This is a genomic window from Micromonospora sp. NPDC023966 (genome assembly GCF_040639095.1).
In the GTDB taxonomy this organism is placed as follows: Bacteria; Actinomycetota; Actinomycetes; order Mycobacteriales; family Micromonosporaceae; genus Micromonospora.
Genome location: NZ_JBEZZJ010000003.1, coordinates 266159 through 290359 on the forward strand (window position 1 = coordinate 266159; position 24201 = coordinate 290359).

General features: G+C 70.1%; 17 protein-coding genes and 1 pseudogene. 7 read left to right on the forward strand and 11 right to left on the reverse strand.

The genetic code is table 11. The features are described 5' to 3' along the window. Window positions 1-221: 221 nt before the first annotated feature. From AB0F68_RS07640 to AB0F68_RS07655, 4 genes are all read right to left on the reverse strand, one after another. Window positions 222-404, reverse strand: a complete 183-nt coding sequence (locus AB0F68_RS07640; RefSeq protein ID WP_357333596.1) for a hypothetical protein — start codon at window positions 402-404, stop codon at window positions 222-224. 208 nt (window positions 405-612) lie between these two features. Next, on the reverse strand, window positions 613-3192 hold the full coding sequence (locus AB0F68_RS07645) for a glycoside hydrolase family 172 protein (RefSeq protein ID WP_357333598.1): 2580 nt from the start codon (window positions 3190-3192) through the stop codon (window positions 613-615). Window positions 3193-3927: 735 nt separating this feature from the next. Then, entirely contained in the window at window positions 3928-4584 is a 657-nt protein-coding gene (locus tag AB0F68_RS07650; protein ID WP_357333600.1) for a response regulator transcription factor, read from the reverse strand. Then, window positions 4581-5735 carry a histidine kinase gene (locus AB0F68_RS07655; protein WP_357333602.1) on the reverse strand — a complete coding sequence of 385 codons (1155 nt, stop codon included), beginning with the start codon at window positions 5733-5735 and terminating at the stop codon, window positions 4581-4583. The genes AB0F68_RS07650 and AB0F68_RS07655 overlap by 4 nt, the downstream gene beginning before the upstream one ends. 202 nt (window positions 5736-5937) lie before the next feature. Between AB0F68_RS07655 and AB0F68_RS07660 the strand changes: the two genes are divergently transcribed. Further along, the gene (locus AB0F68_RS07660) at window positions 5938-6612 is read left to right on the forward strand and encodes a hypothetical protein (protein ID WP_357333604.1); all 675 of its coding nucleotides are present in this window, start codon (window positions 5938-5940) and stop codon (window positions 6610-6612) included. 531 nt (window positions 6613-7143) lie between these two features. On the opposite strand, the pseudogene AB0F68_RS07665 reads toward AB0F68_RS07660, so the two are convergent. The 3 genes and pseudogenes from AB0F68_RS07665 to AB0F68_RS07675 all read right to left on the reverse strand — a co-directional run bounded on the left by AB0F68_RS07665 (window position 7144) and on the right by AB0F68_RS07675 (window position 9369). Beyond that, window positions 7144-7976: pseudogene (locus tag AB0F68_RS07665) on the reverse strand (glycosyl hydrolase family 18 protein). A 152-nt stretch (window positions 7977-8128) separates the two neighbouring features. Then, window positions 8129-8620, reverse strand: a complete 492-nt coding sequence (locus AB0F68_RS07670; RefSeq protein WP_357333607.1) for a hypothetical protein — start codon at window positions 8618-8620, stop codon at window positions 8129-8131. Window positions 8621-8892: 272 nt separating this feature from the next. Further along, on the reverse strand, window positions 8893-9369 hold the full coding sequence (locus tag AB0F68_RS07675) for a heme-degrading domain-containing protein (RefSeq protein WP_357333609.1): 477 nt from the start codon (window positions 9367-9369) through the stop codon (window positions 8893-8895). A gap of 251 nt (window positions 9370-9620) precedes the next feature. Here AB0F68_RS07675 and AB0F68_RS07680 point away from each other — a divergent pair, with 251 nt between their 5' ends. The 4 genes from AB0F68_RS07680 (at window position 9621) to AB0F68_RS07695 (ending at window position 13291) form a co-directional block, all read left to right on the forward strand. Beyond that, window positions 9621-10991 carry a serine hydrolase domain-containing protein gene (locus AB0F68_RS07680; RefSeq protein ID WP_357333858.1) on the forward strand — a complete coding sequence of 457 codons (1371 nt, stop codon included), beginning with the start codon at window positions 9621-9623 and terminating at the stop codon, window positions 10989-10991. A gap of 288 nt (window positions 10992-11279) precedes the next feature. Beyond that, window positions 11280-11795 (forward strand): GNAT family N-acetyltransferase, encoded by a 516-nt coding sequence (locus tag AB0F68_RS07685; RefSeq protein WP_357333861.1) that lies wholly within the window; start codon window positions 11280-11282, stop codon window positions 11793-11795. Between the two features lie 104 nt (window positions 11796-11899). Beyond that, window positions 11900-12391, forward strand: coding sequence for a DUF4240 domain-containing protein (locus tag AB0F68_RS07690; RefSeq protein WP_357333612.1), 492 nt, complete (start codon window positions 11900-11902; stop codon window positions 12389-12391). A 342-nt stretch (window positions 12392-12733) separates the two neighbouring features. Then, the gene (locus AB0F68_RS07695) at window positions 12734-13291 is read left to right on the forward strand and encodes a dihydrofolate reductase family protein (RefSeq protein WP_357333616.1); all 558 of its coding nucleotides are present in this window, start codon (window positions 12734-12736) and stop codon (window positions 13289-13291) included. A 665-nt stretch (window positions 13292-13956) separates the two neighbouring features. Here AB0F68_RS07695 and AB0F68_RS07700 read toward each other — a convergent pair. From AB0F68_RS07700 to AB0F68_RS07710, 3 genes are all read right to left on the reverse strand, one after another. Further along, on the reverse strand, window positions 13957-16077 hold the full coding sequence (locus AB0F68_RS07700) for an FG-GAP-like repeat-containing protein (RefSeq protein ID WP_357333618.1): 2121 nt from the start codon (window positions 16075-16077) through the stop codon (window positions 13957-13959). Window positions 16078-16316: 239 nt separating this feature from the next. Next, window positions 16317-17105 (reverse strand): alpha/beta hydrolase, encoded by a 789-nt coding sequence (locus AB0F68_RS07705; protein ID WP_357333620.1) that lies wholly within the window; start codon window positions 17103-17105, stop codon window positions 16317-16319. Next, window positions 17014-17811, reverse strand: a complete 798-nt coding sequence (locus AB0F68_RS07710) for a hypothetical protein (RefSeq protein ID WP_357333875.1) — start codon at window positions 17809-17811, stop codon at window positions 17014-17016. The genes AB0F68_RS07705 and AB0F68_RS07710 overlap by 92 nt, the downstream gene beginning before the upstream one ends. Before the next feature lie 154 nt (window positions 17812-17965). Between AB0F68_RS07710 and AB0F68_RS07715 the strand changes: the two genes are divergently transcribed. Together AB0F68_RS07715 and AB0F68_RS07720 are read left to right on the forward strand one after the other, a co-directional pair. Beyond that, complete coding sequence (locus tag AB0F68_RS07715) at window positions 17966-22387, forward strand: AHH domain-containing protein (protein WP_357333622.1); 4422 nt, start codon at window positions 17966-17968, stop codon at window positions 22385-22387. Between the two features lie 97 nt (window positions 22388-22484). After that, on the forward strand, window positions 22485-23084 hold the full coding sequence (locus AB0F68_RS07720) for a LuxR C-terminal-related transcriptional regulator (RefSeq protein WP_357333624.1): 600 nt from the start codon (window positions 22485-22487) through the stop codon (window positions 23082-23084). 22 nt (window positions 23085-23106) lie between these two features. On the opposite strand, the gene AB0F68_RS07725 is transcribed toward AB0F68_RS07720, so the two are convergent. Continuing rightward, window positions 23107-24201, reverse strand: a complete 1095-nt coding sequence (locus AB0F68_RS07725) for a hypothetical protein (RefSeq protein ID WP_357333627.1) — start codon at window positions 24199-24201, stop codon at window positions 23107-23109.

Below are 24201 nucleotides of genomic sequence, written 5' to 3' on the forward strand. Positions count from 1 at the left end.
GACATGCGTCCGCCAACTGATCCGCCACAGTCGGCGTGCGGAATGCGGCAGATCAGTACGCCTGATCATGGTTCGACGTTGCCCGTCGAGCTCATCATCCGTGGCTCCGCCTTATCGGACTTCGACCCCTCTGTTCCGGGCGGGTTCCAGGAACCACGGGATCATCCCGGGGCGGGCCGCACTGCTGCTGAGGCTGCGATTGGCCAGGAGCTGGCGGGGTTTTAGAGGCGTTTCCAGCCCCGTGGCTTCGCTAGCACAATGATCAGGGTGCCGAGCGGACCCCACAAGCTGGGCACGAAGTACGGCCGATGGTCCAGGCCCTTGCGGTTGACCATCCACTGGTTCAGGCGGAAGAAGGCGAAGACTGCCGCCATCCAAGCGAGCGGTTCGATCAGTCTGCCCACCGGTCTCCATCCACGTCGTCAGCCCCCGCGAGGCAGGTGCTTGTCGCCGGCCAGGCGTTTGAGCAGGCGCGGCAGGTCCGGCAGTAGCTGCAGATCTCGCCGAGACCGGGCCTCTCGTTGCGGCGTCCGGGCCGTGCCGCTCGTGGATGTCTACGGGAAGAGGACCCCGGAATGGGGCCCTCCCCCCGTAGCGTGCCGGCTCGGTGCGCTACGTCCGGCGGTCGCGGAACGGCTTTACGTGGGAAAGCGCCTCGTACCGGGCCGCGTGCCACGCCGGCCCGCCGGCGACAGGGACGAGCTCGACGTGGATCCCACGTTTGCCGGCCGTGACCCCGCGGGGCAGCTCGAACGAGTCCTCGAGCCAGCGCTTGGAGCTGTTGCCCAGCGGTTGCAGCCAGACGCCCACGTCCGTGCCGTCCACGCGCACACGCGCGGCTTGGTAGCTCCGCTGCTGATCGGACGTGCGACGCAGACGCACACCCGCGTTGCCGGGGTCGAGCCGCAGGTCGAAGCTGACTTGCGCACAAGTCTCGCGTCCGTCGTCCGTAACCTCGACCGTGTCGTCGTCGCCCTCGAAGAAGGACGTGAGCGAGGTGACCGGCCCCGGGTCCGACGAGCTGTACCCGTGCGCCCGCTCGGAGTCCTCGTCGCCCACGTCGATCACGTCGCTGCGCCGGAGCGCATCCTCGGGCTGCTGATACGAGAATGCGGTCGATCCGTAGGTGCCCGGCTCGTCGTTGTGCGGGCCGTGCTCGATGCCGAAGCGCAGCGCCGACTGGAACGGCACAGCGTCGCCGATCATGAGCCGGTAGGCGCTGTCGCAGTGCTGCTCGCAGCCGTGGTCGCTGTTTTGCTCGGCTGCGTGTCCGTTGAGCGGGTTGCTGAACGGACCGCGGTTGAAGTACCAGCCGGCCTCGTAGAAGTCCTCGGAGCCCGTCCCTTGCATCTGAGGGGTGCGCGACCCGTCGACGTAGACGTGCTCATCGCCCTCAAGGTAGTTACGCAAGTTGCCGGTCGACCTGTCGCCGCGGGCCGTGTGGCTCACGCCGACGAACTTGCCGCGACCGGTCGCGTCGAGCAACGTCCAATCGCGGTCCGGCACTGTCCTGCCCGCGTTTGCGGTCGCGTGGAAGTGCCCGGCAGCGCCCGTCGAGGAGAGCTCGGAGGCCCAGCGCGGATCCTGTGCGAAGGTCACCGACGCGTCGCCGGAGTCGATCCGCTGCGAGGATCCGTTGTATAGCTCGACCGTCGCGCCCGCGCGATACGGCATGGGCCACCACGAGTAGTACGACCCCTCATCCGCGGTCTGCATGGCGAAGAACAGCGAGCGGACCTCGTACTCGCCGAGGCCCGAGCCGAAGAACTCACCCACCGGGGCGTCGACCGTACGCTCACCGTCGAATGTGATGCGGATGCGAGCGTTGCGCAGGATGTAGTTCGAGGCCGCGATCGTGGCGGCGTCCGGACCGCTCTCCGGCGCATAGCAGCGGCGACGGCCGTAGGGGCGCGGGTACGCTGCCGTCTCGTTGACGATCACGTAGTCGTGCGCCTGCTCAGCGTCCGTGGATTCCGGTCCGACGTTGACCGTGTCGGTACGCACCGCGTCCCCTGCGACGAGCGAGTCAACCCAGTAGGTGAACTCGTTGAAATCGTCGTCGGAAGACGCGAACCGGTTGCGGATTGTGATCTCCGACTTGCCGGCGGTCGCCGAGGCTGGGAGATTGACCGCCTGGTCGGCCCACCGGCAGCTGGGCTGCCGGGGCAGCGGTGCCCATTGTGCGACCGGCTCCCCGTCGACCACGATGTCCGCGCGCTGGTTGCCGACCTCCGCATCGAGTCGACGGGTGAGTCGCACACCCTGGTTGGCGGGGTCAATCTTTACCTTGAACTCGCTGTACGCAGCGCCGTCGCGGCCGAAGGCGCGCCCGTCGTCGGAGACGAACCTGGGCTGCGGGGGGCCGACGACCTGCGGCAGCCGCAGGCGCAGCTCGGAGATCATGCCGGGCCCGTAAAGCGTAGCGAGCGCGGTGCTCTCACCCGGTGCGAGCGAGAAATCACGGTCGCTGGTCTGCGCGTGCGGCCGGGCGGGCTTGGGGTCGCGCTCGCCGAATGCACGCATCACCGCGAGGACGTCCTCGGCCTTGTCGGCCGGGTCGAAGGTGCGCACGCCGTTCGCGTCGGCGAACTCCCGGTAGCTCACGTGGAAGAAGAACGGGTTGGCGTCCGTCGTGACGCGCATCGACGCTCGGTACGGCATCGGCACCTTGATGTAGACGCCGCCGGAGCTCTGGTCGGCATTGGCGACCAGCGGAAAGGCGAACGGCGCGCCGAGCTTGCCGTCGACGACGTCCTGCAGGGGTGCATCGAGCACGGTCCGGCCGTCCAGCTCGACCTTGATGTTGCCCGTGGAGGTGACATCGCCCGCGTCGCGCGTGAACCAGATCGACTGGATCTCGCCGGCGCCCGACTGCTCGGCAATCACGCATCCGTCGCCAGAGTCGCGCAGGCACGAGAACGTGCCGGCGAACCCGTCGTCGTTGAAGCCAGTGCGGTCGAAGCCCGAGAACTCTTTGGTCTCGACGCCGCAGGAGAGTTCCGGCAGGCGGTCGAGCCGGCGGTAGACGTCCCAGCCGACCGCCCCCTTACCCGCGCACGGTTGGCTCGCCGTTGCCGGCCGCGTCTGCGGCACCAGGTCAGCGGCAGTGTGAGCGTGGGCCGCCGGGGCGACGGCGGTGACGGCCGCTATCAGTGCGGCGCCGGCTAACGCGAGACGGAGGCTGGATGACATTGGTTGTGGTTCCTCCTTGGGCCGGAGAGCACCTACGCAGAAATCGATTACACGATCGATCTCAGGGAACCTAACAGATCTTCCGCATCGCGGGCGGGATCGTTCCAGGCGGATGCTGGATGACTTGGTCGTAGTTCCTCCCTGCGCTGAAATCGATTACCGGAGGTGATCTCAGGGAACCCGTAGACCTTCTGCGTCGCGGGCGGCATCCGGTACGGGCGACCGAGGGGGACGACCATCCGCCGTCTTCAGGCGGCTGCTGGTCACGCCTAGACCCCTGGTTGCGTGAAATCGCGAAGCACCTTCGGACCGCGGCAGAGGCGGCCAAGCGCCCGCCGCGACGACCGGAAGCGGAGTAGTCCAAAGTTTCCCCGTCCCGGTCCCTGCGACACAATCCGCTCCGGCCGGCACACCGAGGTCCGTGCTCCAGCCCCCTGCCCGGCAGCCGATGGCCGCGGACAGGGGGCTGAGGGCCCACGAGCGTCTACTCCAGGCGGACCTGGAACGAATGCTGGACGACGTCGTCTTTCCGGTGCTCCGCACGCACGGCATGCGGGCGGAGTGGAACCGCAAGCAGTCCACGCGGACCTGCTCGACCGCCTCTCGTCCGCCGGATGCGCTCGGCTGCGGACTCCAGGTGTCTTACCGGGCGGCCAACTCCCGGATCTCCGGCGTGCCGAGGAGACCGGTCATGCCCAGCAGCGTGCGGCCGGCCCTCGGGGCGCTCCGGCGCGGTCAGCCACCGGGGCGTAGCAGGCCGGACTCGTACGCGAGGACCACCAGTTGGGCCCGGTCGCGCAGGGCGCGCTTGGCCAGCAGGTTGGCCACGTGCGTCTTCACGGTGCTCTCGGCGAGGAAGAGTTCGGCGGCCACCTCGGCGTTGGACAGTCCCCGCCCGACCAGCCGCAGCACGTCCGTCTCCCGCCCGGTCAGGTCGGCGAGACTCGGCGGGGTACGGGTGCCCGGCGCCGGCCGGCGCAGGAACTCCTCCACCAACCGGCGGGTGATCGCCGGGGCGAGCAGAGCGTCCCCGGTGGCTACCGTACGGATGCCGAAGGCCAACTGCTCGCCCGGCACGCTCTTGAGCAGGAAGCCGGCGGCGCCCGCCCGCATCGCCTCGTAGACGTATTCGTCGAGGTCGAAGGTGGTGAGCACGAGCACCCGGGGCGGGCGGGGCAGCCGCACCACCCGACGGGTCGCCTCGATGCCGTCGAGCAGCGGCATCCGGACGTCCATCAGGACGACGTCCGGTTCGACGCGGCGGGCCTGGTCGATCACGGCGAGCCCGTCGGCGGCCTCGCCGACCACCTCGATGTCCGGCACCCCACTGAGGATCGCGGCGAGCCCGTGCCGGATGAGGGTCTCGTCGTCGGCGATCAGCACCCGGATCATGCGGCCGGGGCCAGCGGCAGGCGCGCACGGATCCGGAAGCCGGCCGACACGTCGAGTTCCAGACTGCCGCCACAGAGCGCCACCCGCTCCCACATGCCGATCAGCCCCCGTCCGGTGCCGCCGGAACCGCCGCGTGGTGTGCCGCTGTCGCGGACGTCCAAGTCGAGCGAGTCGGCGTGGTACCGCAGGCGCACCACCACCTCGCCGCCCTCGGAGTGCTTGAGCGAGTTGGTCAGCGACTCCTGGATCAGCTGGTGGGCGGAGAGCCCGATCCCCTTGTCGATCGGGCGGCTGGCGCCCTCGATCTCAAGCCGGGCCGCCAGTCCGGCCGCCCGGAACCGCCCGACGAGCGCGTCGAGCTGCGCGAGGTCGGGTTGCGGGGCGAGGTCGACGCGGGCCGCGCTCCCCGGCTCGTCGTCACCGAGCAGCCGCAACAGCCGGGCCAGCTCGACGAGCGCCGAGCGGGACGCGTCGGCGATGGCCACGAAGGCGGCCCGCGCGCTGGCCGGTTCCCGGTCGAGGAGCTGGTGGCCGGCCTCGGCTTGCACGGCGATCACGCTGACCGTGTGCGAGACCAGGTCGTGTAGCTCGCGGGCGATCCGCCGGCGTTCCGCGGCGACCGCGAGGCTGGCCTGCTCCTCGCGGGTCTCCTCCGCCTGCCGGGCCCGCTCTGACAGGGCAAGCCCGTGCAACCAGCGCCGCCGGTAGGCCGCGCCGACCACGACGGGCACCGCGATGAAAAGCACGATCGACGGCACCACGTTGGCAAGGGTGTCGGAGGGATCCAGCGCGATCGCCACCACCATCGCCGCCGACTGGGCCGTCGCGGCCAGCGCACCGGCCGCCGGCGCCGCGTAGGCCCCGGCGGCGAACGCCGCGACCACGACCGCGACCAGACCGGCCACCTCATCGGGTGGCTCGCCGCCGAGCGACACGGCGACGACCACCGCGCTCGTCGCGACCGCCACCAGCACCGGGTACCGACGGCGCAGGACCAGGACCAGGGTGAGGAGCACGGTGCCGACCAGGTGCTGGGTCCGTGCCGCACCGGCCAGCCCGCCAACCAGGACCTCGACCACGCCGAGCACGCAGAGCACGACCGCCGGGGCGGCATCGAGCAACCAGCGGCGCCAGGCGGGGGTGGGTGTCATGGCGGCAGCCTAGGTGGTTTCGTCCTGGGCCCGCCTCCGCCTGTCGTACCGGTCACGCCGGGCCGGTTCCGCCTGTGGAGGGAGCCGATCGCGACTCCGGGCGGGGGTGTGCTGGGGTCCGCTTCCCTAGCGTCGGTGCCGGTGCCGATCGACGGCACCCGCCGGTAGCGCCGGCTTCAGCCACCTCCAACAGGAGATCATCATGACCGATCCATCGAGCCGCCCGGCCCGGCCGCTCGCTGCCGCCCTGGTCGCCGCACCGCTGCTCTTCCTCGTCTCCGAACTGATTGTGCCGCGCGATAACACCGAAAACCCGGCCGCGGAACTCGCCCTGTTCGCCGAGCACAGCGCCGCGTTCCGCGCCGCCGATCTAAGCTACTTCGCCGCTATGGTGCTGCTCGCCGCCGCGGTCCCCGCCGTTGTCCGGCTGGTCCGCGGCCGCGGGCGGATCTTCGTCCGGGTGGCCGGGACGATGACGTTCCTCGGGACGCTGGGTCTCGCGGCGCACGCCGTACTGCTGCTCTCGACCCTGGACCTGGCGCTCGACCCGCGCCACGCCGAGATGGCGGCGGCGGACGGGGTCATCTCCAACGGGACCGGCGCGATGCTCATTCTGTTTCTGCGCCTGTTCGGCTTCGACCTCGGGCTGACCCTGCTCACGATCGCGGCCTGGCGCGCCCGCCTGGTGCCGGGCTGGGCGGCTCCGCTCGGATTCCTCTGCCTCGTCGGCGACTTTTCGCCGGGCAACTGGAACGGGATCATGTCGGCAGTCGCGGCGACGGCGGTCTTCGGGATCCTCGCGATGGGAGTGCTGCGGGCCGGGAGGACCACGCCGGCCGAGTCAGCCGCGCCAGCCCCGGTTCCCGCCACCACCTGAGCCGGGGGTGGGGGAAGCAGGGCCCGCCACCGGATCGGGGCGGGCCCTGCCGGGCAGGCTGCCGGCCTCCGCGGGGCACCGCGAAGCCGTCCCCGCCCTGATCGGAATCGCCTCTCGCTGCGTTACGCTGTGGGCCGTACCGCCGATGCTGGCTGCGGGCCGGTCGGGGATGAGATCCCTACCGTGCTGAGGAGCCGACGGTGGACCTTGAGATCCGTGGAACCCTGGAAGGTCTCGACCTCGACGCCCTGGCCCAGTTGCACACGCTGTGGCGGCGTTCGCCAGCAGGCTCTGGCTCGGCTGCGGAGCTGGCGGCGCTCGGACGGGGTCGTCGTCAACCTGAGTGCCTCCGCTCTCGCCGGTCGGCGGGTCACCGAGGCTCTACAGAAGCCGGGCCAGAGCAACCCCGACGGCAGTGTGCGGACCGTGTCCGGCGGCCTTCCGAGCATGAACAAGCGCCGCCGGTGAGCCTGAGCCACGGGAGACGCCGGCCGGGAAGCGATGCAGGCCTCTCCGTCGTTCCTCAGTCGGTCACCAGCTGATGTCGCGCCAGTTGCCGACATCGACGGTACCGACCTGGGGCTGGAACAGGCCGGCTTGCTCGCCGGGTGAGGCGACGCGGAATCCGCGGCCGTAGAACGGCACGCCGAGCACGAGCTTGTCCCGTGGTACGCCGTGCCGCTCGTAGTAGTCGACCGCACCTGTGACGTTGTTCCACTGCCGCAGGCCGGGTTCGAGCGGATCGTCGGCGACTTCCGCCAGTGGCGCGTTGAACGTAGCGATCTGGGAGAAGCCCGTACCGAAGTCGTAGGTCATGAGGTTGACGAAGTCGAGGAGTTCGGCGAGTTCCGCGAGTTCGAAGCTGTCCGCCGGGTCATAAGGGCCGGCCGACTGCAGCCGCCCGGCCGGCAGGGCGGCGGTCAGCAGGCGGTCCGGACCGAGACGGTCACGCAGCTCTGGGCGAGCAGCGTGCAGTTGCGCCGATCCTCGGGCCGTCGGGTGAGCTCGGCAGGGCCGCCCGACACCGGAAACTCCCAATCCAGATCCACGCCGTCGAAGCCGGCGGCGAGCTCCACGCATTCGGCCACCAGGTCGGCGCGTGTGCGCGCGGTCAGCGCGGCATCGGAGAACCCGCCGGCACCCCAGCCGCCGATCGAGATCACGATGCGCAGGTGCGGATACGCCTGCCTGATCGCGGCGAGCTGCGCCGGCGCCGTGGAAGGAAGCGTCAGGCGGCCGTCCTCGATCGTGGCAAATGCGTAGAACAGGTGGGTCAACAGGTCGGCGGGAAGGTGCTCGATCGGGTACTCGTGGGTGTCCACTCCGGGAAAGTAGGCACCCAGAACCGTCTGCCCCATGATCATTCGCACAACGGTAGCAGCCGCGGGTCAGAGCCGACTCGGTGAAACCGGCGCGATGGGCTAACCCGGCTCGCCTGTGAGGCGCTGGCCGTGAAACATTCTGATCTGCCGATGTCAGTGGGCCGAGGATGCCCTTCTGACTGTGCGATGAAGGCCTACGCGAGATCCAACAGGTGCATCTCGCCGCCGCGGATCATCCAGTCATCCCAGTAGCCGAGCCGACCGCACGCGACACAGCGGCTCGTGATGGCGATCGCCCGGATTCCGTCACCATCGGCGTAGAGGGAGTAGCCCACCGCAACGTTGAAGTCCTCTTCGTCGCCGGCCCCGTCGCACTCGCAGACCATGATGCCGGACCTAGCGTCATCCCAGTACTGGCCGCTGTCTGCGATGAAATGCTCCGCACCGCAGCTGCGACAGATGCGCTTCGCTGCGTGCTCCTCGAGATCACCACGAACGCCGAAGACATGTCCGCCGCACGCCGCGCACCTGCACAGTCGTACCTCGTGCACGTCGTATCCCTCAGCACCTTGCGCCATCGCGTACTCGGTGAGGTCCTCGGGGGTTTCGCCCATCGGCCAGCCGCCTACTTCGCTGATCACCACAGCCGCCGTCTCATCATGCGCGGCCTTCGCCTCGACGCGCACGCACGCTCATGCCGCAGACCGCGCGTCACGCACGGTAAGCAGCGGGCGTCGGCTGTCTCGGCCGGTGGTCGCTGGTTGCTGGTTGCTGGTTGCTCAGGTGTCAGCAGCGGTGGCGTGGAGGCGATCGGAGGGGTCATCACGAAGACCAGTTGGTGAAGCGTCAGATGTCCAGGTGTGTCGGTTTCCGACTCCTATGACACCGCATGCTGCTCGGCTGAGGTTGCCCTCCGTCACCGCCGAGAGTGAGACGGCCGAAAGTGGGAAGGAGCCGTTCACGAGACGGTCCCCTTCTCGGAGCCCTTGGAGTCGAGGAAGAGTTCGAGGGCCTCGACGACGAGGCGGTGGTCGTCGAGTTGGGGCAGTCCTGAGACGGTGACGGTGCCGACCGGGCCGGTGTCCCTGAGGATGATCGGGAAGCAGCCGCCGTGCGCGGCGTACAGGGCCGCTTCGAGGTGGGATTGTTCCTCGAAGGTGGTGCCGCGGTCGCGGTAGGTCTGGCCCACGAGGTAGGAGCTGTGTCCGAACCGGCGGACGACGCGGATCTTGCGTTCGATCCAGTCGTCGTTGTCGGCAGAGGTGCCGTGCAGTGCGTAGTGGAAGAGTTGATGGTCGCCGAGACGGATGTCGACGGTGACAGCGTGGCCGCGCTCTCTGGCCAGCCCGACCAGGCGAGTCCCCAGGGCCCAGGCGTCGTCATGGTCAAAGCGGTCGAACTGGAGGCGTTCTTCCTGCCCCTGAAGCTCCGGCATCACGGCGCACCGCTCCCTTCCTCGATCGTCAGAACGATCTAAGCAGAGGAAGAACCGGCGAGCGGATCGTTCATCGTGCCGTACGTCCATCAGCAGATCGGGGTCATGCCGGCATCCGCTTCTGCCGCGGACCGCGCGTCACGGAACGCAGCCGGTTGTCCCACGGGTGGCGGCGCGCGGAAGTGCCGAGATCCGGTAACGCTCCGGTGTGCGCCCCGTCAGACCGTGGGTCCTATGGTGAGGCCGTGATCATGAACCCCGACCGCCCGGCCATCACCGCTTCGACCGCCCGCCACCTCGACCACGTGCTGTCGACAGAGCAGCGGGCCGGTCGCCTCCCGTCGGTGGCCGCTGGTGTGGTGCGCGACCGGCGGCTCGCCTGGTCCGGTGCGGTGGGGACGCTCGACGGCCGCGCCGGGGGAGACCCGGCCGACACCGACACGCAGTACCGGATGGGCTCGATCACCAAGACGTTCGTCGCGGTCGCCGTCATGCGGCTGCGCGACGCTGGGCGGCTGCACCTGTCCGATCGGTTCGACGACCACGTGCCGGGGACGTCCTTCGGCGACGTCACCGTCGAACAGCTGCTCGTCCACGGGGCCGGCCTGCAGGCCGAGACTAACGGCCCGTGGTGGGAACGGACGCCGGGCGGCACGTGGGACGAGCTCGTGGCGTCGGGCGTCGGGCAGCGTTTCCGCTCCGGGCGTCGCTTCCACTACACGAACGTCGGCTACGGCGCGTTGGGTCAACTCGTCGCCCGGGCCCACGGCATCGACTGGTTCGAGGTCTTACGCCGCGACCTGCTCGAGCCGCTCGGCATGGGCCGTACAACGACGCGACCCACCGGGCGCGCGGCGTGCGGTCTCGCCGTGCACCCTTTTGCCGACGTCCTCCTGCCCGAGCCAGAGCACGACGCCGGCGCGATGGGCCCCGCGGGCCAGCTGTGGACCACGATCCAGGACCTCGCGCGGTGGGCCGCTTTCCTCGCCGGCGACACCGGCGAACTGCTCGCCGCCGACACGCTGGAGGAGATGTGCGAGCCGCACTTCGTCGTCGACGACCGGGGTGCCCCTTGGACGGTTGCGCACGGGCTCGGCTGGCAGGTGTTTAACGTCGACGGACGCCGGTACGCCGGCCACGGCGGGTCGATGCCGGGCTTCATCGCCGGGCTGCGCGTCGCCCGCGACACCGGAGACGGCGTCGTCGTGCTGACGAACACGACGAGCAGCCCGGCACCCGGGCGCCTGGTCACCGCGCTGCTCGGCGGGCTCGAGCAGCACGAGCCCGTATCCGTCGAGCCGTGGTCCGCGTCGGGTGACGCGTCCCTGCTGGAGCTCGTGGGCACGTGGCACTGGGGATCGTCCGTCACGGTGGCCCGGGTCGAGGGCGACCACCTCGTCCTCGGTGAGCCGGGGGTCAGCCGCGGCTCCCGCTTTCGCCCGGTCGGCGCCGACGCGTGGGTCGGGCTCGACGGCTACTACGCAGGCGAGCCGCTGCGGGTCGTCCGCCGGACCGACGGGGCGGTGTCGCACCTCGACCTCGCCTCGTTCCGCTTCACCCGGACGCCCTACGACCCCGAGGCCGACGTGCCGGGCGGGGTCTACCCCGCCGGCTGGCTGTAGTGCCCGCCCCCGCCTTCTTTTCGGCAAGAGGGTCACGGTTCACGCGGTGGACCACGCAACCCGGGTGCACCAAGGCGGCTGAGCATGCGAAGAAGGAACGCACTCATCTGCCGCCGAGCAGGCGCACCGGAAGGCAGGAACTTCCCTCACTCGCCGTGGATGTCCGGCGCAGGCGTCGGCTCGATCCCCGTGCACGCACGTGCCGATGCGCGGATGTCGGGTCTTCGGAGGTCCGAAGGCGCCAGAGGTCCCTCGGATCCGCGTCCGTACCATCGACCCGTGGCCGGAATGCGTATCAGTAAGGCTCCCGCCGAAGTCCTGGCTAGTCTCGCGGAACTCCAAGTGGCGGCAGGTCAGGTGTTCCGGGACGTAGGGATGCCAGAAGTCGCCCAGAACAACGTGGACATGGCCGATCTGGAGGCCAGGCAGGCGGCAGGCCAGGTGTGGATCGGCGAGTACGAGGGGCGTATCGCCGGCTTTGTCACGGCGTCGGTCGTTGACGGATACGCGCACATCGAACAGGTGTCGTGTGTGCCTGATCTGGCAGGTCAGGGAATTGGACGGCGCTTGATGGAACACGTCGAGGTCGCCGGCAGACACCGAGGCATGTCGGCCACGACACTGACCACTTATCGAGACGTCCCGTGGAACGCCCCTTACTACCGTCGTCTCGGCTACCGAGCGCTGTCCCTGCACGAGGTCGGTCCTGAGCTGCAGCACATCCTGAGCGCCGAAGCCGCGTATCCAGGCATCGATGCCACCAAGCGCTGCGCGATGATCAAGCCGAACCCGCCGAGGTCCTGATCTGCCTCTGGTCGGGCGTTGACAAACCGCCGAGCGGGGCACGTCCGACTCTGCCGAAGAGCGGATGTTGCGAGTACTGGTGGCGGACCTGAGATGATCTTTGGATGGAGCAGAAAGAGTTCTGGCGCCTCGTCGAGAGCATGGGCACCGAGCCGGATGACGATGCTTTCGGGCGGCTGGCTGACGAACTCGCCACCCGGCAGGCTTGGGAGATCCTCGCTTTTGAGGATCAGTTGGCATCCGCTCTCTACGCACTGGATACGCGCGACCACGCTCGTGCCGCCCGCGCCCGAGGAGACTGGTTTCTCTACGTCCGCTGCGCCGCCGTCTCCTCCGGCAGTTCCATCTATCAGCAAGTTCTCGCGGATCCGAAAGAGCTGAGACGGTTCGCCCGGCGGGAAGCAGAGCCGCTGCTGTATGTCGCTATGAAGGCGTACGAGCGCAGCACCGGCGACGCGTGGACCCACGAATCGCCAGTCAGCTACGAATCCGGAAGCAACGTCGCGGGCTGGGGCGTGGTTCTGAGCGCGAGTTGCGGTCCTGATTGGGCGCGCGTTTGGGTCTCGGCGTCTTCCGGCGGGTTTCGCTGGGCGTGAGTTTGGGACCCGCCCTGGTCGTGGGTGCTTGGCCTTATCGCCACGGGGTCGTGAGGAATGCTTCAGGTTCGTGTCAAGCAACCCGCGCGCCATCGACCTCGACTGCTTCGAGCACTCGCCAAGCGGGGACTGGCAGACAGACCGTCCGGTGATGCTCGCCGACGGGCAAGACCCACCTGGCGCGTCGCATCGTCGCCGAGGTCGAGCTGGCGACGTCCGCGAGCGAGCGCAGGCTCGTCCAGACCGACGACTTCAACGAGACGAGGCGCGTGTATCTCGAGCTCGCTGACGCTACGCCCGCACAGGCCGTGACGCCGTGTCCTGGGGCTAGACTCGCCGGCTATGGGTCTCCTCACCTTCAGCCTCAACCTCACCCTGGACGGTTGCGTCGACCACCAGGAGGGGATCGCCGACGATGAGACGCACGCCCGTTTCACCCGTCTTTTGGACGAGTGCGGGGCAATGCTGTGGGGTCGCGTCACCTACGAGATGATGGAGAGCTACTGGCCAGCCGCCGCGCGCGGCGACCAGGAGGCGCCGCCGGCCATGCGCGAGTGGGCGGTCAAGCTGGAGGCCAAACCCAAGTACGTGGTGTCGTCGACGCGTAACGACTTCCCGTGGACCAACAGCCACCACATCGCCGACGATCTGCGCGAGAGCGTGCAGAAGCTCAAGGACGCGACCCCGGCCGGGGTCCTCCTCGGAAGCGGCAAGCTCGCGACCGAGCTCGACCGGCTAGACCTGATCGACGAGTACCAGCTGCTCGTCCATCCCAGGATCGCCGGCCACGGCCCGACGCTGTACCAGGGCGGACTGCCCGGCACACGCCGGCTCGAGCTGCTCTCGGCGGAGCCGCTCCGCAACGGCGCGGTGGCCATGCACTACCGCCGCGCGCGCTGAATCACAGAAGTCCATCGCCGCCAGCTCACCGGCAGCACGGTGTCCTCTCGCGCTCGCCGCGCAGCGCCGAACGACTCCTCGAAGGCGAGGACGTCTTCGAAGAGCCGGTCGAGGGCTCCGTGGATGTCACCCGCGGCGCAGGGGATCATGGCCCGTCCTGCGCTCACTCGCCGACGCCTTCAGGGCGGGACCCAAACTGCCGCATATTGATCACGAAGAAACTCTTCGCCCTGGGCCCAGAAGAGACGGCTATCTGGGCCCCGTTTCCACGACCAAAGCCAGGGGCGGATCTGGGGAGGCGGGTCGGCCCCCGCTATGGATGCGCCCGGTCGGCTACGCCCTCAGGCCGTTCTTCCGCGGCCGGCCGGGGCCCGACGCCGACGAATCCTGAGCTGCTACGACGGCGGACGACTCGTCCATATTTGGTCCATCGCCGTCACCACGCCACCGGCCATCGCTGATTGAAGGCATCCGCTCATGCCGCCGACCGTGCGTGTCGTGTCTCAGCGCGCGATCACGCTGAGTGCACGGCAGCCCGCGCACGAGTGCCCACACCGCACCAAGCAGATGTCGCGGAACCCGGTGAACACAACCACTGGCTCGTTCGTCCGTTGCGTGCCGTCCGGGCGGCGCATCGTCTCCAGCGAACGCCAAATGCCGGCCAGCTACTGAATGCGGGTGACCAGACCGACCCACGGGTCGGCGAGCAGGAGGTCCAGTCGACCGTCGCCGGTGATGTCGGCGGCCGCGAACCCGTACCTGCCGATGTCGGCGGCCGAGTACGGCTGGTAGATGACTTGGCGTCCCAGCCAGCCGTCCGGGCGTTGCAGTATTCCGCCGACACCGGGGAATCCGGTGTGCGTGGTGAACACGTCCAGCAGGCCGTCACCGTTCATGTCGGCGAGCAGCACGCCCGCGGGGTTGTCCCGGGATGGGTACAGCCGCCACGTGCCGAGGGTGCCTGCAGTGCCCCGGGTCAGTATCTCCAGGCGGCCGGAGGGGTTGTTCCCCCCGACGCTGACCACCAGGTCCGGGCGGCCGTCGCCGTCGACGTCGCCCGCCGTGAACGAGCCGATGAACTGCCACGGATCCGGCGGTACGGCGTACTCGACCGGTGCCGAGAACTCCCGCGGCGCGAGCTGAGTGAGCACCGAGATCACATGATCGCGGAGGACAGCGACGTCCGGCCGGTCGTCTCCAGCGAGGTCCGCGACCACCACCTCGCCGTAGTGCGGGAACAGGCCGACCGGTCCGCCGAACGCCCCGCCACCGGTGCCGTAGCGCACCATTGCACCCGCGGCTCCGTCGACCACCAGATCGCGCACGCCGTCACCGTCGAGGTCGAGCACCCGGGCTGCGGTGACCGAGGTGCCGAACGACACCGGTGTCGGGGCGGCCAACCCCTGCAGGGTCTGCCGGTAGACGTCGACGCCGTCCCCGCCGGTCATCACCAGGTCCGCTCGGCTGTCGCCGTCGACGTCGGCGATGGTCGGCGTGAGGCCGCCCCCGCTCGGCGACATGGCGTGGTACCGCGACGCCGCCAGGGTGTGATCGGCCTGCTGGACGAACAGGTCGAACCCGACCTCGTAGGACTGCTCCACGGTCCGCTGGCTGGTGACCACCACGTCGTTCAGGCCGTCACCGGTCAGGTCCCCGCTCGCCAGGGCTATCGCCTGCCCGCCCACCGCCCGCGCCTGCGCCGGCTGCAGCGTCAGCGACCCGTACGCCGCATGGGCGGCGGAAGTGACCGGCCCTGACCCGCTGGCCCCCGTCACCGGCAGCGCATCGCCCTGGTACTGGGCCGAGAACGTCAGCGATTGCGCGCCCATCTGCACCACGTACTCTGCCCGGCCGCCGCCCAGCTCAACCTGTTTGAGCCAGGAACCGTTGAGGTAGAAGTCCACCGGGCCGGTCGGTCGGGAGCCGTCGGCGTTGCGTACCTCGGCGCTGAGCAGCACCCACTGTCCCGGTTCCGCCTTCGACGGGTACACCGTGAAGTCCATCCTCGTCGCCGGACCCGCATGCCCGGAGACGTTCGGGGAGGTCCCGGCCGCCCCGTTGGGCGCCACGGCACGTACCGCATACCCGTAGTAGCTGCCACTGACGACGTTCTCGTCGCGGTACATGGTCGCCGTGGTGGAACCGATGGCCGTCCACGTCTCATAGGGTGCGACCCGCATGACCTCGTACCGGGCGGCGCCCGGCACCGCTTCCCACCGCACGTCCATGGAAGATCCCGTGGCGTTGACGTGCACGCCGGCAGGCGCGGTGAACGCCGTCACGGCGTTGGCTTCCGTCGAATACGCCGACAGCTTCTTGCCGTATCCCGACTGGACGACATAGAAGTACCGGGTGGCCGGCGTGAGAGCGGTGTCGGTGAACGACGTCGTCGGGACCGTGCCGACCACGGTGAACGGTCCGCCGGACACGGTGGCGCGCAGCACGCGGTAGAACGAGGTCGACGCGGTCGAGTTCCACGAGATTACGATGGTGCTCGTGCCGGAGGCACGCGCGCTCACGCCCGACGGCGCCACTAGGGAACCGGCCGCCGCGGCCGGTGATGCGCACACCAAGGTCAGCGTCACACCTGTGATCATGGCCGCGACCAGAGCACCGCGCCGCGCGCCAGGGGGAAACGTGAATCCCATTGTCAGTACCTCCCCGCGCCGCCATTCGCCGAGTGCCTTGTTTGTACCCCCACCGCGGCCGGCCCGCGAGTCCTGCCGCTGACGATCGACGTTCTGCGCGTCACCGGCGCGGTGATCACTGAGATCGTCAGCTTCCACGACGGCCGTTACCTAACGTGGTGGCGACAGTAAATCGGCGGCGGTCTCGGCCAGTGCGCGGTGGAGGGTGCAATTGGCTGTGGGCGGGTTCCGACGGTGCGCCGGTTTACCCCCTCCCGAGACCCTGTCCTGACACCACAAGGAGGGACAAGAAGTAGACCAACGCCTTCACCTGTCTATGCAGGTGGGACCAGCCACCGGCTAACAGGCGTGGACCTTCGACCAGAGCGCCCCATGGCTCATGCTCCGGGCTGCGCCAACTGCCGCAGTGACCGAGCGTCCGGGGGCGTGGAGCGCAACTCTTCCAGAAACGCCGCAATGATCGGGCCCAGCACCTCGGGATCGACGTCATGCGGGTGGCCGTCCATCGTGACCCGGCGGCCATCCGGGAGGGCGTCGGCAACAGTCTGCGCAGTCTCGCGCCGCCATTGCCGGCTTACCCCGCCGTCGACCACCAGCGTGGGTAGGGTGGCCGCGTCCGCCCAGTGCTGCGGAATCCGGAAATCGCCCATCAGGTTGATGTCGTACGCCATCGTCGGCGCCAACGACTCCAAGTCCTTCCACATCGGGGCGCTCCTCACCGGCGCGACCACCTCCACCGGCATCTCGACGGTGGTCGTCAGAAACAGTTCGATCGCGTCGCCGTGCCGGTCCTGCGCGACCAGCTCGCGGAGCCGATCGGCGAAGTCGGGCGGCATCGGCTGACGGCTGTCGTCGAGGATGAACGGCGGCTCGACGAGCACCAAGCCGGAAATCGGCACCCCTCGGGTCACGGCCTCCGCGGCGAGCACCGCGCCGGAGGAGACCCCCAGCGCGTACGCGTGGCCGCCGACCGCCCCGACGACCGCGGCCAGATCCTCGATCTCGCGCTCGACGGCGTACGGCGCGGTGTCGCCGCTGTCGCCGCGTCCGCGGCGGTCGTAGGTCACAGCGGTGTTAGCGGGCCGCGAGGCCACGAGCGAGCGGCAGGAACGTCCGCCGGTCGTTGAGCGCACCGCCGACCAGCACGACCGCCGGTCCGTCGCCATGCGCCTCCATCGCGATCGACGTGCCGTCCGCCGACACCACCGCACGGTGCAGCGACCGCGCGGACACCGGACCGTGCGCGGGCCGCGCTGCCCTTTCGTCGTAGAGCTCACCGAGGTAGGCGAAGAGCGGGCGGTGCCCGTACAGCCGCGGCTCGGCGTAGCCGGCCAGCCCCGCGAAGTAGCCCTCGTAGCGCCGGTGGATCACTTCGGCCTCACCTGCCTGCGCGAGCCGCTCCACACAGAACGTGCGCACCGTCTCCAGCAGCCGATACCGTGAGCCCGACGTGCTGTCGAGGCGCACGACCAGCGACCGGTCGACCAGCCGGCCAAGAAGCTCGGCAACGTCGGACACTGGAACGTCGTCGCCGCCGCAGACCGCCTCCGCGGCGGCCAGCGTGCATCCGCCCGGATGCGGCGCGAGTCGGCGCAGGACGGCGCGCTCGGACGCCGTCAGCAGCTCCCAACTCCACTCCACGACCGCGGACAGCGTCTGCTGTCGCTGGGGCCCGCTGCGTTGCCGGTGCCGCTCGTTCAGCCGGTCGACGAGGTCGCGGACGTCCATGGCCGGTATCCGGCCGGCAACGAGCTCCAGGGCCAACGGCAGTCCGTCGAGCCGGCTGCACAGCTCCGCCACCGCGCCGACGTTGTCGGCGGTGAGCCGGAACGCGGGGTCGGCGGCCGCCGCCCGGGCCGCGAACAGCTGCACGGCCGAGCACTGTTCTTGGGTCTTCGCGGGGTCCGTCGCGGGTCGTCACCCGGAAGGAGCACGGCGGCCGGCGACGACGCGGATGTCCGACACTTGGATCGCGGACGGCGCGATACCGACGTCCAATGGTCGCAGTGCGAGAGATCGGACCACGGTGACCACGGAACCAGCGGACCAGCCCCAGCCGGCGAGGGCGCTCACCTTCCCGGTCCGGCTCCGCTGTGCCGCCCCGGCCGAGGTGCTGACCGGCGAGGCGTGGGAGGACGCGGTGGCCGCGGCGCTGGGCCGTGCGTTCGCCAACGCGCGCCGTTCCCTGCCGGACCACGACGTGGTCGGCGGCGGCGTGGTCCTGCACCCGCCGGAAGTGACCGGGCCGGACCTGCTGCCGCATCAGGAGGCCGCGCTGCGGGCGCTGATCGAGCGGGCCGTCCGGCGGGCGGCCCGGCAGCAGAGCCTGCCCGTCGCTGCGGTGGCGGAGCGGACGCCGGCCCCGCGTGCGGGCTCCGGCCGGCCGAGTCACGCACTGACGAAGGTGGCGGACGACGGCCCGCCGTACCGGATCCGCCAGAAGGTCGCCTTCCGGCTGACGCCGCGGCAGTTCTTCGAGATCCGCAAGCGGCTCGGGCGGCGGACCGGTACCGGTACGACCGACCCGGCCGACCCCATGGAGCTCTACTTCCCGCAGCTGGACGACGTGATGCCGGCCGCCGCCTGGCTGTCCGAGGCGCGGCGGCGGTACGACTTCGCCACGCTCAGCCGGGAGGTCACCGCCGCGTACGCCGTCACCCGCAAGTCCGGCGAGTACGTCTGGGCGATCAGCGGGTGGGGCCAGCTGCGGGCGGCGATCGCCGGGGCGGACCGGGACGGGAAGGTGGCCGCCGCGGTGCCCGACTTCACCCGGATCGGCTTCGTCGAGGCCAAGCCGGACAGCGCCGAGCAGACGCTGCTGCCCGGCGCCTGGGTGCTCTCGGTCTTCCTCCCGCTGCCGAACCTGACCCTGGGCGATCTGGTGGAGCTCCGGCCCGAGCAGACCGTGGACGTGCCGCTGAGCGAGGCCGGTGCGCTGGTCACCCCCGAGGCGTTCGCCGCCGCGACGGGCGCCGACTGGGCGGCCACCGTACAGGCGGTGCCCGATCTTCCGGTCCCGGTGGTCGCGGTGGTGTTCGTGGTGAGGCGGGCGGTGCACGAGCGGGCGCTCGCGGCGTTGCTCCAGGCGCACTGGAAGACCTCGCTCGGCAAGGTCGTGGCGCTGACGGAGGCGGCCACCGAGCAGCTCGGCCCGACGCTCGGCCCGTTCGCGGCCGCGCTGGCCGACCCGGCCGCACCGGCGGCGGCGGGGCGCGGCCCGGCCGCCGGCTCCTGGCAACCGGGAGGCATGGGAGTGCACCTGAGCCCGGTGCTGCCCGCGGATCTGCGGACGCGGGTGCTCCGCCAGGCCAACGCGGCCTTCATCGACGCGCAGGCCGCCGAGGTGCAGCGCATCCTGCGGCTGGAGAACGGGTTCTGGTCGGCCGACCGCAAGGCCGCGTTCCGGGAGTACGTCATCGGCTGGGACCGCGGGCGGCGGGATCCGGCGCTGTTCGTGCTCGTGCTCGACGAATTGCACAAGCGCGGCGAGCTGGACGCCTTCTTCGGCGCCGTGGGCGAGATGTGGTCCACCGACACCTACCTCAAGCGGCTCGTCGTCCGGTTGGTGGTGGGATCCCCGTACGCCGACGACCCGCGGATCCGGGCGGTGGTGGCCAGCATCGAGGCTCTCGTCCACAGCGGGGAGCGCGGCAGGTACGACGTGGACAAGCAGGAGATCTGGCTGCTCAACGACTCCGACAAGATCGTGCGCGCGGCCGGGGACAGCACCGACGACGCGGCCGGGGTGGTCGCCGTGGTGGATCCGTACTACTCGGAGTCCTCGCGGGTCCATCAGCCCAAGCCGGAGATCCTGGAGAAGCTCAAGGAGCCCACCCGCAAGAAGGTGAGCGAGCTCATCGGGCGGATGGTGTGCAATCCGGGCGAGCGGATGACCCGCGAGGAACTGCTGCAGAAGGCCATGCAGGAGGCGGCCAAGGAGATGCCGCCGCTGGAGGAGAAGGACCTCGTCAAGGTCACCCTCCGCAAGACGGTCCGGGTGCTGAAGCTGGAGCGGCGTACCGAGGGCGGGGTGCCCGCGGTCTACGTCCACTACCAGCCGGTGCAGAAGGTCGGGGACAACCCCTGGGTCCCGGCTGGTGAGGTGATCGTCGGGTCGCCGACCGCATTCGAGGCCTACCTGACCTACTACCACGTGCAGCACCTGCAGGCGGCGCTGACCGTCTTCCTGCTCGCCGAGACGGTGATCTTCGGCGGCGTGATGATCATCGAGTTGGGCATCGCGTCGGGTCTCCAGCTGCTGTTCTTCGTCAGCGTGCAACTGGTGATCTACCGCTTCACGACCGACGCCGAGGATCGCACCCTGCAGGGCTACCTCACCGCCGCCCTCAAGGGTGAGCTGGACGCGGTCGGGTTCAAGGGCCTGTCGCTGGCCGTCAAGCAGGTGGTCGGCTTCGGCGCCGGGTTCCTGGTGACCCGGGAACTGGTCTCCGAGGTGGCGACCAAGTGGATCGTCTTCGCCTTCCGCGGCGGCCTGACCGCGGTCGGCATCGGTGCCATGGAGGTCACCTACCAGTTCGCCGACGACCTGCTGCACTACTCGCACTGCTCGGGCTGGTCGAGCCCGGGCACCTACTGGACGCGGTTCAAGCACGGCTTCCTCGCCGGGCTGGTCATGGAGTTCGCGGTGGTGCCGCTGCTCTCCCCGGCGCTGCGACCGGCGCTGGAAAAGGCGGGCACGGCGGTGGAGGCGGCCCAGGCGCTGCGAAAATCCGGCCTGTCGTGGGGCGAGACCGTCTCCGCTCTGCTCAAGGGCGCCCGCGAGGTCGAGGCGGCCATCGGCCGGACCGTCGAGCACGAGGCGGGCGCCGTCATCGCCAAGGGTTTCCGCGCCAAGTTCACCGAAATCCTCACCGCGATCGGCCGCGAATACCGGTCACGCGCGTACCAGTCCCTGCTGGAGCTGTACGGCCCGGAGCTGACCGGCGCCGCCTCGGAAGGCCTGGAACGCCTGGTCCGGACGGCCGGGGAGCGGCAGATCGACGGGCTCCTGCAGCGGCTGCTCACCAACAAGCGCGCGCCGGCCGAGCTGCTGCGGGCCATCGGTGCCGCCGACGACGCCCTCATGAAGGCGATGGCCGAGGCGGGCACCCTCGCTCAGCTCGGTTCCGCCCCGCGGGTCCTGTTCTTCCTCACCCAGGAGCCGGCGATCGCGGCGCGGGTCCTCGCCGGGCCGTTCCAGCACGGACCGGCCGCTCTGGAACGCTTTCTCCAGCGGCTCGAGCCGCTGTCGGCGGACGCGGGCCGCAGTGTGATCCGGGCGCTCGCGGCCGACAATCCGCTCCCGGCCGAGCTGCTGCTCGGTGGGGCCAAGCAGGTCGGCGCGCTGGACGAGGCGGCGCTGCTGCGGCTGCGGCAGCTGCACGAGGCCGAGGTGCAGCGTGCGGCCGCCGCGGCGCCGAAACCCGCCGCGCTGCCTCCGAAGCCACCCGCCGATTCGGCACCGCCACCGCCACCACCGCCGGCCGATCCGATTCCGCCGTCCGATACCACGCCGCCGCCGTCCGATCCGGTCAAGCCGCCGGAGAAACCGGTGGAGAAGCCGGCCGAGACCGCCAAGCCGCCGGAGAAGCCGATCGTCATCGAGTCGGCCACGCTGGACGAACTCCTGGCCGAGCTGGAGAGAAAGGGCTTCACGGGCGACGACCTGCGCCTGTTCATGGGGAAGAACACGAAGCTGTCGGCCCCGCTGGCCCGGCGGGTCGCACGGCTGCTCGAGCGGTTCACGCCCGCGGAGGTCAGGCAGCTCGGCCGATTCCTGAGCCGGCACCGCGTGCACCTCAACGACCGGACCGTCGACCTCCTCGACGAGGTGCCCAGCGGCAAGCTCGCCGACGCCATCGAGGGCATGGAGAACATCCAGGCCGGCAAGGCGCCGCCGCGCGGGGAGTGGTCCGAGTCCGAACTCGCCGACCGGGCGGACATCACCATCCACCCCGGTCAGCCGCCGCGGCTGGATCAGATCGTCGAGACCCCCGGCAGCGTCGCCCTGCGCGCGTCGATGCTCAAGGCCGGGGAAGCCGTTCCGCCACCGGGATACCACGCCCACCACATCATCCCGGAACGGGAGTTCGGCCCGGGCCTCGACTGGATGCGTGAACGTCTGGCCAAGGCTGGCAGCGGTATCAACGAGGCTGAGAACGGTGTGTTCCTGGCGGCCAGCCGCGCCACGGCCAACCCGGAGCTGACCCGCCTGCACAACTCGTACCTGCACGCCGGGCCCCAGGTGGAGTACGCCTACACGCTCACCCGCCGGCTCGGCGACCTGCACGGCGCGGAATTCATCGCCGAGGTGCGGAAGATCGCCCAGGAGATGGCCGAGGGCAAGTTCCGCACCCTGGACATCCCCGACGGGTGGAAATCGAAGTGGGCACCCGGGATGAGCGCGCCCGTCGACCCGAAAATCACTCCGGAGTGGATTGACGAATGACCGGGATCTCGGCCGTTCGGGTGAACATGACCAGGTACCTCTCCTGTGGTCGGACTGCCGACATCGGCGGGTCGTCCGCCTCTCTACCGTGTGGGAGATGCGAACGGTGGTGCCTCTGGCGGCCCACGGCGCGGACGTGGTGCCGGTGCTCCGGCGGATCCTGCCGTGCGGACGCATCACCCTGGTGGGTCCCGGCGACCTCACCGGCGCCCGGGGGTCGTGCACCTGGGCCGGTACGGACGCGCGGGGACCGGTAGCCGCCGAGGACCCGGCCGGCGCCCGGGCGCGGGACTGGTTACGCGGCCACCCGAGTCATCTCGACCCGGTCCGGCTCGACGAGCTGCTCCTGCTGCCGCTGGCCGCCGACGCCGCCTGGGTGCTGACGCGTACGCGCGGCGAGTTCTCCGCCGCCGAGCTGGACGCGGCCTGGCTGATGGCGCCGGGGCTGCGGTTGCGGTGGCGGCTCGGTGCCTACCGCCCGGAGGGCCTCACCACGCGCGAACTCGACGTCCTGCGGCTGATAGCGGACGGACTGACCGCGAGCGCGGTGGGCCGGCACTGCCGGATCAGCGTGCGAACCGTGCACAAGCATCTGGAGAACGCGTACTCGAAGCTGGGCTGCCACGACCGGATCACCGCGGTGCTGATCCTCCGGGACGCCGGGCTGCTCGGCGGTGGCGTGGTCCGGTCGGCCTGATCCGGCCGGACCACCCCGTCGGTCAACCGATGGCGATCGTGAACATGCGCAGCGCGCCCAGCGCGCGGCCCTTGCGGTCCCGCTGGACGATGTCGATCGCCTGCAGGGCGCCCGGCTGCTCCTCGTCGGTCTGCACCAGCAGCTTGCCGCGCTTCGCGTCCTCGAAGGTGGGCATCCGGTGCCGGCGCGGCCGGCGGTGGCGGAGACCGCGGTGCGGGAAGTGCGGCCAACGACCGTCGCGGATGTCCGGGTGGTCGTCGTCGCGGTCGTCGTATGGCGGCTCACCGATGTCCTCGACCGACAGCTTGGTCGTGAGCGGACGGTCGGACGGGAAAACCGGGAACGGCTTGCCCTTGATCAGGACCGACAACTGGCCCGGCTCGCCGTCGCCGCCCTCGGCCGCGATGACGAAGTCGTGCGACAGCAGGAGCGCGCGGTCCCCAGCGCCGAGACCGGCCCGCAGGTCCACGGGCTCGAAGGCCACGAACGTCTCCTCGACCTCGCGCGGGGCCGGCATCACCAGGAACTCCATGATGTGCTCGGCGCGCAGGCTCATCGGCAGCACCGTGATGTTCCGCTGGCCCTGGTGCTGGTCGTTGATCACGCTGAAGTCTTCGCCGTCGAGCAGCGGCCGCCCGTCGTCGGCGCCGTCGGCGTCGGAGTACACGTTGGCGACCAGGCACATGTGCCCGTCGCCGTTGATGGTGGCGTTGAGCTCGGCGTTGGTCGGCACCCACGGGAACGAGCCGTTGACCAGGCAGGTGACCACGTGAGCGTCGTTCGCCCCGGAGCTGCCGGAGCCGGGCGCCACCGAGCCGACCGACCCGCGCAGCCGCTGGATGGCCTGGTTGGGTTGGGCGATGCCGATGAACGGGTTCATGACGTAGGCGTCCACGTGCACGTCGGTGACCGGCTCCGGTCCCTTGTTGGACACCCGGACCTTCACCGAGGTCTGCGCGCCGACCCGGGTCTGCGTGTCGTTGGGCCCGCCGCTGAGCGCGATGCTGAAGTTGTTCCACTGCGGATTGGCCCCGGTGTACGGGCGGGTGCCGTCGTCCTTGGTGGGCGACGACCCGAAGTCGACGCTGAGGTAGAGATCGCCTGGAATGGGTGGCAT